Below are 9,893 nucleotides of genomic sequence, written 5' to 3'. Positions count from 1 at the left end.
TGGTCTGCATCAGCCCATGGAATTTCCCGCTGGCGATTTTCACCGGCGAAATCAGCGCGGCGCTCGCCGCCGGCAACGTCGTGCTGGCAAAGCCGGCCGAGCAAACGCCGTTGATCGCCCGGCGCGCGGTCGAATTGCTGCATGCGGCAGGGATTCCGACAGCCGCGCTGCAATTCCTGCCGGGGCAGGGCGGCACGGTCGGCGCCCGGTTGGTTGCCGATGCACGGGTCTGCGGCGTGATCTTCACCGGCTCCACCGAAGTGGCGCAGTTGATCAATCAAACATTGGCGAAACGCGCCGTCGCGGAAGCACGCGAGATTCCGCTGATCGCCGAGACCGGCGGACAGAACGCAATGATCGTCGATTCCAGCGCCTTGCCGGAGCAGGTCGTGCAAGACGCGATCCAGTCGGCCTTCGACAGCGCCGGCCAGCGCTGTTCGGCGTTGCGCGTGCTGTGCGTTCAGGAAGATATCGCCGACCGGGTGCTGAAGATGCTCAAGGGTGCGATGCAGGAACTGGCCATCGGCGTTCCCGACCGCCTGTCGGTCGATGTCGGCCCGGTGATCGACGACGAAGCACGCGGACGGCTGCAGCGGCATGTCGACCACATGCAAACGCTTGGCAAAAAGGTATTCCAGCTTCCTTTGCCGGCCGCATCGGCGAACGGCACCTTCATCGCGCCGACTGTGATTGAAATCGCGTCCCTGTCCGAACTGACATCGGAAGTATTCGGCCCGGTGCTGCATGTCCTGCGTTACCGGCGGGACCAGTTGCCGGAGTTGGTGAAGGCGATCAATGCGACCGGCTACGGATTGACGCTCGGCGTTCATTCACGCATCGACGAAACCATCGGATTCATCACCTCGCAGGCGCATGTCGGCAACATCTACGTCAACCGCAATATTGTCGGCGCCGTGGTGGGTGTGCAGCCCTTCGGCGGCGAGGGCAAATCCGGTACCGGGCCGAAAGCGGGCGGGCCCCTGTATCTGAAACGGCTGCAGCGCCATCCCGACGCGACGCTGCCGGCTGTGAAGACATCGATTCCCGCGTTCGACGATCTGTGCGCCTGGCTGAAGAAGCAGGAAGATCCATCTCTTTCAGCCCTGGCGACAGCGTATGCGAAAAAATCGCCCTTGGGCGCCGTCATCGCTTTGCCTGGCCCGACCGGTGAAACCAATACCTTGTCGTTTGCACCACGCGGCGCCGTACTGTGCGGGGCAAGCACCTTGGCTGCTTTGCTGAACCAGCTTGCAGCGGTAACGGCGACTGGAAATTCCGCTGTTATTGACAAGGAAGCAAGCCTGTTGATCCCGGCCGATCTGCCGCCGACGGTCATCGCATCGATCCGGGTCATCGACAGCATATCCACATCGTCGAGCGCATTGCATTTCGCTCTTTTGGAAACGTCGACCGTTTCCTCGCTTGTACCTCTGCTAGCGACCCGTGACGACGCATTGGTGTCGTGGATTGAAACTTCGGCAACCGCGGCAATACCGCTGTGGCGCCTGGCAGCCGAACGCGCCGTCTGCATCAATACGACCGCTGCCGGCGGCAACGCCAGCCTGATGACTTTGCAAGCCTGATCCGGTCGTTTTTTCAGTGCTGTTTGCCGGGGGTGGATAGCGGCTGAAGAGGGGGCGGGTTTTAAATTAAGAATTGATATATACGAATAGTAGTAGTTGTTAACACCCCCGAACGTCTGTGGATAACTCGGTATACCCGTTGAAAATCAGCGATTTGGGATTTTCATAAACCCTGAATAATCGGTGTATTGCCAAAGGATGGAATTTGGACAAAAAAAGCCGGTGTGAAGATCTTCGGGCTTATCCCGTTTACGTCCAGCGTTTATGCAATGAGTTATCCACAGATGCGCGGCGGATAGATGTTCACAAGGGCAATCAGCTGCGCCACAGGGCTTTCAGCAGTGCAAAAACGGCATTGATTGCCGGTTCCTGTTTTCGTTTTGTCAATGTAATAAAGGACAATTCGGTCGACAGGCTGACCGCATCGGCAATGACGAGGCCATGGATATGCGCCTCCCGCAGCGCAATCGATTCCCTGACCAGCGACAGCCCGACGCCGGACTTCACCAGGTCGAGCATGGACGGTTCCTGGTCGACCAGCGCCACTTTCTTCGGCATGGTCTTGTACTGGCCGAACGTCCTGGTCAGCAGGCGGTTATGCACCGACTCCGGCGGCGCCCAGATCCACGGCAGGGCGGCCAGCGCCTGCCAGTCCTTGCCGGCGACGCGGTTCTTCCAGCCCTGCGGGGCCACCACGTTGTAAGTGAAGGTGGTCAGCGCCTGGTGGTGATATTCCTTGCCGGGCGTGCCTAGGTAATAGCCGACGTCGAGGTCGCCCGATTTCACTTGCTGCAAGACCCAGCCCGACATGCCGTGATGCAGTTCGGTGGATAACTGCGGATAACTTTCGACCAATCTTTTCAGGAAGGCGCCGAGACGGATGAATTCCGGATCGAGGATGGTGCCGATGGCCAGCCGGCCGGTCAGGGTCGAATGCAGCGCATCCGCACCCTGCCGGAATTCGGCCATGCTTTCGATGACCCGCTCGGCGAAGGGCAGCAGTTTCGCGCCGTCATCGGTGAGCGTCATGCCTTTCGGCGTGCGGGTGAACAATTGCAGTCCGAGCGCGGATTGCAGCGACTTGATCTGCAGGCTGACCGCCGGCTGGGTCAGGTGCAGGCGCTCGGCGGCCCGGGTGAGGCTGCCTTCGCGGGCGATGGTGACGAAGGCGCGGAGCTGGATGAAGTCCATGTGGGTCCTTTGAATCGGAGCCGCCTGCAAGCGACAACGTGGAAAGGTTGTAAGCGAGCCAACTCCTTCCCCCTTAGAGGGAAAGGGGCTCTACGGCGGGTTTGGCATAGAACGCCATAAGCCTGCCTTATATCCTAATTGATAATAACTCATTGGATTTCCCTTCGGATGGGCGATATTCTGCAAAAAATCGCCCATCCGCCAAAGGAATCCTTATGAACAAGCTCTCCACCACCGACATTCAGCACTACATCAACGGCCGCGTCGTCGCCTCCACCAGCGGTCGCCAGCAGGATGTCTTCAATCCCGCCACCGGCGCCGTCACCGGCAGGGTGGCATTGGCCAGCGAACAGGAAGTGCAGGCGGCGGTCGCCGCCGCCCAGGCCGCCGCGCCCGCCTGGGCCGAAACCGCGCCGCTCAAGCGTGCCCGCATCCTGTTCAAGTTCAAGGATCTGCTCGACAAGCACCATGACGACCTGGCAGCCGCCATCACCCGCGAACACGGCAAGGTGTTTTCCGACGCGCGCGGTGAAGTCACGCGGGGCATCGAGGTGGTTGAATTCGCCTGCGGCATCCCGCAATTGATGAAAACCCAGTTCACCGACAACATCGGCGGCGGCATCGATAACTGGCAGTTGCGCCAGCCGCTCGGCGTGACCGCCGGCATCACGCCGTTCAACTTCCCGTTCATGGTGCCGATGTGGATGGCGCCGATGGCGATTGCGACCGGCAATACCTTCATCCTGAAACCGTCCGAGCGCGATCCGTCGCCGTCGCTGATGGTGGCGGACCTGTTCAAGCAGGCCGGCCTGCCCGACGGCGTCTTCAACGTGGTGCAGGGCGACAAGGTGGCGGTCGATACGCTGCTGCATCATCCGGATGTGAAAGCGGTGTCCTTCGTCGGCTCGACGCCGATCGCCGAGTACATCTATACCGAAGGCGCGAAGCGCAAGGGCGCCTACCCGCTGCGGGTACAGGCGCTGGGCGGCGCGAAGAACCACCTGGTGGTGATGCCGGACGCCGACCTCGACCAGGCGGTCGATGCCCTGATCGGCGCCGCCTACGGTTCCGCCGGCGAACGCTGCATGGCGATTTCAGTGGCGGTCGCAGTCGGCAGCGTCGCCGACAAGCTGATCGAGGCACTGATCCCGCGGGTGAAGTCGCTGGTGGTGAAGAACGGCATGGAAGCCGACGCTGAAATGGGGCCGGTGGTCAGCGCTCCCCACAAGGCAAAGATCGAGGGATACATCGAGCAGGGCGTTCAGGCCGGCGCGAAGCTGCTGGTCGACGGGCGCAGTTTCACGGTGCCCGGTCATGAACAGGGGTACTTCCTCGGCGGCTCGCTGTTCGACCAGGTCACGCCCGACATGACCATCTACAAGGAAGAGATTTTTGGCCCGGTGCTGTGCGTGGTGCGGGTGCCCGACTTCGCCGCCGCGGTCGAGTTGATCAATAACCATGAATACGGCAACGGCGTGTCCCTGTTCACTTCCGACGGCCACACCGCGCGCGAGTTTTCGCGCCGCATCGAAGTCGGCATGGTCGGCATCAACGTGCCGATCCCTGTGCCGATGGCATGGCATTCCTTCGGCGGCTGGAAGCGCTCGCTGTTCGGCGATACCCATGCGTATGGCGAGGAAGGCATCCGCTTTTATACCCGCTACAAGTCGGTCATGCAGCGCTGGCCGGATTCGATCGTCAAGGGTGCCGAATTCACCATGCCGGTCGCGAAATAGCCGCCCTGCGGCGGCCTGTGGATAACCCGCTGCATAAACGCTGGACGTAAACGGGATAAGCCTTGAACAACGGGACAGCGTTTTTTTTATCCCGAATCCATCCTTGACCGATACACCCCTTATTCAGGGGGTTGTGCGGCGCGCAAGTGGATGATTCCATTTCGGTTTACGGGGTTATCCACAGGATCGCGCGGGTGTTAACAACTACTACTATTCAGATATATCAACTACAAAGGTAAACCAACGGCGTCGGCGGCAAAGCGGGCGCCTGCGGTAATTCGCGACTGCAAGAGGGGATAAACAAGTGGAACTGGCCGGAAAATACGACTACATCATCATCGGCGCCGGTACGGCCGGCTGCGTGCTGGCAAACCGCCTGGCCCGGGACGCCGGGGTCTCGGTGCTATTGCTCGAAGCCGGCCGCAAGGACGACTACATCTGGATTCACATCCCGGTCGGTTATCTGTATTGCATCGACAATCCACGCACCGACTGGCGTTTTCGGACCGAAGCCGATCCCGGCTTGAACGGCCGCAGCCTGATCTACCCGCGCGGGAAGGTGATGGGCGGTTGCTCATCCATCAATGGCATGATCTACATGCGCGGCCAGGCGCGCGACTATGACCAGTGGGCGAAGCTGACCGGCGACCCGAGCTGGCGCTGGGACCAGGTGCTGCCGTTGTTCAAAAAGACGGAGGATTACCACAAGGGCGCCGATGATTACCATGGCAGCGGCGGTGAATGGCGGGTGGAAAAGCAGCGGCTGTCATGGGAAATCCTGGACGCATTCCGCGAAGCGGCGGCGGAGGTCGGGATTCCGAAGTCGGACGACTTCAACCGTGGCGATAATGAAGGGTGCGGCTATTTCGAAGTGAATCAGAAAGAGGGCCTGCGCTGGAATACCGCGCGGGCCTTCCTGAAATCGACCGCCGGCAGGAAAGGCGACCTGGAAATCATGACCGGTTGTCACGTCAAACGGCTGCGGGTCGTCCCGACGCCGGAAGGCAATGTGTGCACCGGCGTGGAATTCACCGGCGGCGGCAAGGAATGGTTCGCCGAAGCGGTGCGCGAAACCATTTCCACCGCCGGCGCGGTCGGTTCGCCGCAGATTCTGCAGCTTTCCGGCATCGGTCCGGCGTCGCTGCTGCAGCAGCATGGCATTCCGGTTGTGGTCGATGCACCCGGGGTAGGCGAGAACCTGCAGGACCATCTGCAGTTGCGCATGGCTTTCCGGGTGCAGGGCGTCAAGACGCTCAACACGATGGCCAACAACTGGTTCGGCAAGATGAAGATCGGCATGGAATACGCCGTGTCGCGCAGCGGGCCGATGTCGATGGCGCCTTCCCAGCTCGGTGCATTCACGCGGTCCGACCCGTCGCAGGAAACCGCCAACCTGGAATACCATGTGCAGCCGCTGTCGCTCGAGCGTTTCGGCGATCCCCTGCATCCCTTTCCGGCGATTACCGCCAGCGTATGCAACCTGCGGCCGACGTCGCGAGGGCATGTGCGCATTGGGTCGGCCGATCCGTTCGCCGCGCCGAAGATCATGCCGAATTACCTCAGCACGCAGGAAGACCGGAGAGTGGCGGCCGATGCGCTGACGCTGACGCGGACGATCGCCGCGGCGCCCGCCTTGCGCAAATATAAACCCGAAGAGTTCAAGCCTGGCGTACAGTACCGTACCGACGAGGAATTGGCGCTGGCCGCCGGCGATATCGGCACCACGATTTTCCATCCGGTCGGCACCTGCAAGATGGGCCGCGACGATGATCCGATGGCGGTGGTGGACAGCCAGATGAGAGTAAAGGGCGTCGCGCGCCTGCGGGTGGTGGACGCCTCCGTCATGCCGACGATCACCTCGGGCAATACGAATTCGCCGACCATCATGATCGCCGAGAAGACGGCGCAGCTCATTCGGCAGGGACGTGGCTAGCAGGCTGGAGCATGACCGGTTTGTTCATCGTGGCCTGCAACTCACAAGGCGATTGATGCAGGCCAAATAATGTGCACGAAATCTGATTGAATCATTGCCAGCGGACCTGATAGGTCGATATGGTGTGCTGCCGAAGCAGCGCCGGAGAGGTCAGGTTTTAGTCAGTTTTCGTCCGTACACTGGCAGAAACAGGCTGAATTTGCCCTCACTACGGGTTTTCCACAATAGGATTAGGCCCGTAAGCCGGTCGTTGTCATTGTAGTATGCAGTTAGAATAATTCCCGGGGAGAAACTATGGCCGATATAATTTTGGAGACCCGGCACTTGACCAAGGAATTCAAGGGATTCACGGCGGTCAATGATGTCAATCTGCAGGTACAGCGTGGACATATTCATGCATTGATCGGCCCGAATGGCGCCGGAAAAACCACCTGTTTCAATTTGCTGACCAAGTTCCTGGTGCCGACATCGGGCCAGATCCTGTTCAACGGGCGCGACATCACCTCCGCCCAACCGGCCCAGATCGCCCGCCAAGGCATCATCCGGTCGTTCCAGATCTCCGCCGTATTCCCGCACCTGACCGTGCTGGAAAACGTGCGTATCGGGTTGCAGCGGCCGCTGGGCACCAGTTTTCATTTCTGGAGGAGCGAGAAAACGCTGTCGTCGCTCAATGACCGCGCCATGGCATTGCTGGCCCAGGTCGACCTGGAAAACTTCGCCGATACGCTCACCGTCGACCTGCCCTATGGACGCAAGCGTGCGCTGGAAATCGCCACTACGCTCGGCATGGACCCGGAACTGATGCTGCTCGACGAGCCGACGCAAGGCATGGGCCATGAGGACGTGCACCGCGTCACCGCCTTGATCAAGAAGGTTTCGCAGGGCCGCACCATCCTGATGGTGGAGCACAACATGAGCGTGGTGTCCGGCATCAGCGACAAGATTTCGGTGCTGCAGCGCGGCGCCGTCCTGGCCGAAGGCAGCTATGCCGAGGTCTCAAGCAACAGGGAAGTGATGGAAGCGTATATGGGTACGACCTCCGGTGCTTTGGAAGGGGCGCATTGAATGGCAGACAAAGCGCTTGAAATCGTCAACCTGCATGCCTGGTATGGCGAATCGCACATTCTTCACGATGTCAATTTTTCGGTAAACCATGGAGAGGTGGTGACGCTGCTGGGCCGCAACGGCGCCGGTCGCACCACCACCATGCGGGCCATCATGGGATTGACCGGCTCGCGCAAGGGTTCGATTCGGATCAACGGCACCGAAGTCATCGACCTGCCGACCCACCGCATCGCCCATCTCGGCGTCGGCTACTGCCCGGAGGAGCGCGGCATCTTTTCGTCGCTGTCGGCGGAGGAAAACCTGCTGCTGCCGCCGGCGGTGTCCAAGGAGAAGGGCATGTCGGTCGACGAGATCTACGACATGTTCCCGAACCTGAAGGAACGCCGCTCCAGCCAGGGAACGCGGCTGTCCGGCGGCGAGCAGCAGATGCTGGCGGTGGCGCGCATCCTGCGCACCGGCGCGCGCCTGCTGTTGCTCGACGAAATCTCGGAAGGACTGGCGCCGGTGATCGTGCAGGCGCTGGCGCGCATGATCACGACCCTGAAGGCGAAGGGTTACACCATCGTGATGGTGGAACAGAATTTCCGGTTTGCCGCACCGCTGGCGGACCGGTTTTATGTAATGGAGCATGGTCAGATCGTTGAAACCTTTGCTTCATCGGAGCTGAACACCAAGATGCCGGTGCTTAACCAACTGCTCGGCGTGTAACTTGGCTTTGCAATACAAGCATCAATACTTATATCAATGGAGAAGACAATGAAGTTGACTTTAAAAGCTGCAGCACTCGCCGTATCGACCGTATTCGCCTGCGGCCTGTCTGCGTCCGCATCGGCACAGATTTCCGGTGACGTCATCAAGATCGGCTTCATCACGGATATTTCCGGCCTGTACTCGGATATCGACGGCCAGGGCGGCGTCGAGGCGATCAAGATGGCCGTTGCCGATTTTGGCGGCACGGTCAACGGCAAGAAGATCGAAGTGCTTTCGGCAGACCATCAGAACAAGGCTGACGTTGCCGCAAGCCGGGCGCGCGAATGGTTCGACCGCGAAGGACTTGATGTACTGATCGGCGGAACCAATTCCGGCACCAGCCTGGCGATGGCGAAGGTGGCGGTCGAGAAGAAAAAACCGTTCATCGCGATCGGCGCAGGAACGGCGCGCCTGACCAATGAGGAATGCACGCCCTACACCGTGCACTATGCCTACGACACCGTCGCGCTTGCTAAAGGCACCGGCTCCGCGGTGGTGAAGCAGGGCGGCAAGAGCTGGTACTTCCTGACCGCAGACTATGCGTTCGGCGCGTCGCTGGAAAGCGATACGGCGAACGTGGTGAAGGCATCGGGCGGTACGGTCGCCGGATCGGTCAAGCATCCGCTGTCCGCTTCCGATTTCTCGTCCTTCCTGCTGCAGGCGCAGTCTTCCAAGGCGCAGATCCTCGGCCTGGCCAACGCCGGCGGCGACACCATCAACTCGATCAAGGCGGCCAACGAGTTCGGCATCACCAGTTCGATGAAGCTCGCCGGCCTGCTGATGTTCATCAACGACGTGCATTCGCTGACGCCCAAGCTGACGCAGGGCATGTACCTGACCGACGGCTGGTACTGGGACCAGAACGATGAAACGCGCAAATGGGCCAAGCGTTACTTCGAAAAGATGAAGAAGATGCCGTCGATGCTGCAAGCGGCCGACTACTCCGCGACCATGCAATACCTGAACGCGGTGAAGGCGGCGGGTACGGACGACGCGGACAAGATCATGTCGACGCTGAAGAGCACGAAGATCAATGACATGTTCGCCAAGGGCGGCGTCATTCGCCCGGACGGCCGCATGGTCCACGACATGTACCTGATGCAGGTGAAGACACCGGCGGAATCCAAGTATCCATGGGACTACTACAAGGTGGTGCAAACCATCCCCGGCGATCAGGCATTCACTACCAAGGCTGAAAGCAAATGCGCGTTGTGGAAATAAGCACGCGTCTGTAGTCGATAACAACAACGTCTGTCATTTCAAACCCCAGGCTCCTTACTCATCGCGGGTTTGGAATGACGGAGGCCCTGTTTCCAAGGGCCTTTTTTTCTCCTGCCTCTTTTTCCACATACCGCCATGGATATATTCGGCATACCCTTGCAAGCGATGCTGAGCCAGCTGCTGCTCGGGCTGGTCAACGGCTCGTTCTACGCCATGCTCTCGCTCGGCCTGGCCGTCATCTTCGGCCTGCTCAACGTCATCAACTTCGCCCACGGCGCCCTCTACATGATGGGCGCCTTCCTGGCCTGGATGGGACTGAACTACTTCGGCGTGAACTACTGGATCATGCTCTTCGCCGCTCCGCTTCTGGTGGGCGCCTTCGGCATCCTCATCGAAAAGTCCATGCTGCGCTGG

General features: G+C 60.2%; 8 protein-coding genes. 7 read left to right on the top strand and 1 reads right to left on the bottom strand.

From position 1 onward, the window contains the following. Positions 1-1,583 (top strand): L-glutamate gamma-semialdehyde dehydrogenase (locus VGU61_RS03575; protein ID WP_326857727.1); only part of this gene is annotated, 1,583 nt, incomplete at its 5' end. A 315-nt stretch (positions 1,584-1,898) separates the two neighbouring features. Here VGU61_RS03575 and VGU61_RS03570 read toward each other — a convergent pair. Then, a complete protein-coding gene (locus VGU61_RS03570; RefSeq protein WP_326857726.1) occupies positions 1,899-2,774 on the bottom strand; it encodes a LysR family transcriptional regulator in 876 nt (291 codons plus the stop codon). A 215-nt stretch (positions 2,775-2,989) separates the two neighbouring features. On the opposite strand from VGU61_RS03570, the gene VGU61_RS03565 reads away from it, so the two are divergent. The 6 genes from VGU61_RS03565 to VGU61_RS03540 all read left to right on the top strand — a co-directional run. Next, the gene (locus VGU61_RS03565) at positions 2,990-4,510 is read left to right on the top strand and encodes a CoA-acylating methylmalonate-semialdehyde dehydrogenase (protein ID WP_326857725.1); all 1,521 of its coding nucleotides are present in this window, start codon (positions 2,990-2,992) and stop codon (positions 4,508-4,510) included. Positions 4,511-4,814: 304 nt separating this feature from the next. Continuing rightward, positions 4,815-6,443 (top strand): GMC family oxidoreductase, encoded by a 1,629-nt coding sequence (locus VGU61_RS03560; protein WP_326857724.1) that lies wholly within the window; start codon positions 4,815-4,817, stop codon positions 6,441-6,443. Between the two features lie 294 nt (positions 6,444-6,737). Further along, positions 6,738-7,508 carry an ABC transporter ATP-binding protein gene (locus tag VGU61_RS03555; protein WP_326857723.1) on the top strand — a complete coding sequence of 257 codons (771 nt, stop codon included), beginning with the start codon at positions 6,738-6,740 and terminating at the stop codon, positions 7,506-7,508. Continuing rightward, entirely contained in the window at positions 7,509-8,216 is a 708-nt protein-coding gene (locus tag VGU61_RS03550; RefSeq protein WP_326857722.1) for an ABC transporter ATP-binding protein, read from the top strand. 48 nt (positions 8,217-8,264) lie between these two features. Further along, a complete protein-coding gene (locus VGU61_RS03545) occupies positions 8,265-9,479 on the top strand; it encodes an ABC transporter substrate-binding protein (protein ID WP_326857721.1) in 1,215 nt (404 codons plus the stop codon). Positions 9,480-9,614: 135 nt separating this feature from the next. After that, positions 9,615-9,893: ABC transporter permease subunit (locus VGU61_RS03540; protein ID WP_414691589.1), on the top strand; the 279-nt coding region annotated here is incomplete at its 3' end.

This window comes from Noviherbaspirillum sp., from assembly GCF_035944575.1.
Lineage (GTDB): Bacteria > Pseudomonadota > Gammaproteobacteria > Burkholderiales > Burkholderiaceae_D > Noviherbaspirillum.
Note: the sequence above shows the minus strand (reverse complement) of the source record. Positions and strands in the feature narration are given on the sequence as shown.

What these genes read in the sequence shown, in the direction of transcription:
- VGU61_RS03570 (WP_326857726.1), bottom strand. Translation starts at nt 2,774, where the DNA reads ATGGACTTCATCCAGCTCCGCGCCTTCGTCACCATCGCCCGCGAAGGC.
- VGU61_RS03565 (WP_326857725.1), top strand. Translation starts at nt 2,990, where the DNA reads ATGAACAAGCTCTCCACCACCGACATTCAGCACTACATCAACGGCCGC.
- VGU61_RS03555 (WP_326857723.1), top strand. Translation starts at nt 6,738, where the DNA reads ATGGCCGATATAATTTTGGAGACCCGGCACTTGACCAAGGAATTCAAG.
- VGU61_RS03550 (WP_326857722.1), top strand. Translation starts at nt 7,509, where the DNA reads ATGGCAGACAAAGCGCTTGAAATCGTCAACCTGCATGCCTGGTATGGC.
- VGU61_RS03545 (WP_326857721.1), top strand. Translation starts at nt 8,265, where the DNA reads ATGAAGTTGACTTTAAAAGCTGCAGCACTCGCCGTATCGACCGTATTC.